1 pseudogene is annotated in these 411 nt (G+C 76.6%); it reads left to right on the top strand.

Annotated features, from left to right (window positions below):
• Positions 1-411, top strand: a pseudogene (locus C667_RS23980) (FimV/HubP family polar landmark protein); the annotation flags it as partial.

The following is a 411-nucleotide window of genomic DNA, read 5'->3' as shown; positions in this document are numbered from 1 at the left end:
GGCGGTCGCATCGTGCCGCGCGTGCAGGAGGCCGCCGCGGCGACCGATGCGGGCGACAAGGTCACGGTCTCGCGCAGCGACACCGGCGCCGATGCGGGCGCGGAGGCGCGCCTGCAGGTGCTGGAGGAAGAGCTCGCCACACGCTCGAAGGCGCTGGAGGAGGCCAACGATCGCCTCGTCCAGCTCGAGCGCAGCATCCGTGACCTGCAGCGCCTGCTCGAGGTGCAGAGCGGCACAATGGGGCAACTGCAGGCCGCCGCCGGGACACCGGCGCAGGGGGCCGCAGCGAGCGAGGCGCCGGTCGCGACGCCGGCGGTCGAGTCGCCGGCGGTGTCGGTAACGACGGCCGCCCCCGCCCCGGACGCCCCGGTCGCTCCAGCCGTCCAGGCACCCCCGGCGCCTGCCGCGCAG

The organism is Thauera phenylacetica B4P (genome assembly GCF_000310225.1).
In the GTDB taxonomy this organism is placed as follows: Bacteria; Pseudomonadota; Gammaproteobacteria; order Burkholderiales; family Rhodocyclaceae; genus Thauera; species Thauera phenylacetica.
This window is presented reverse-complemented; position numbering and strand designations above follow the sequence as displayed.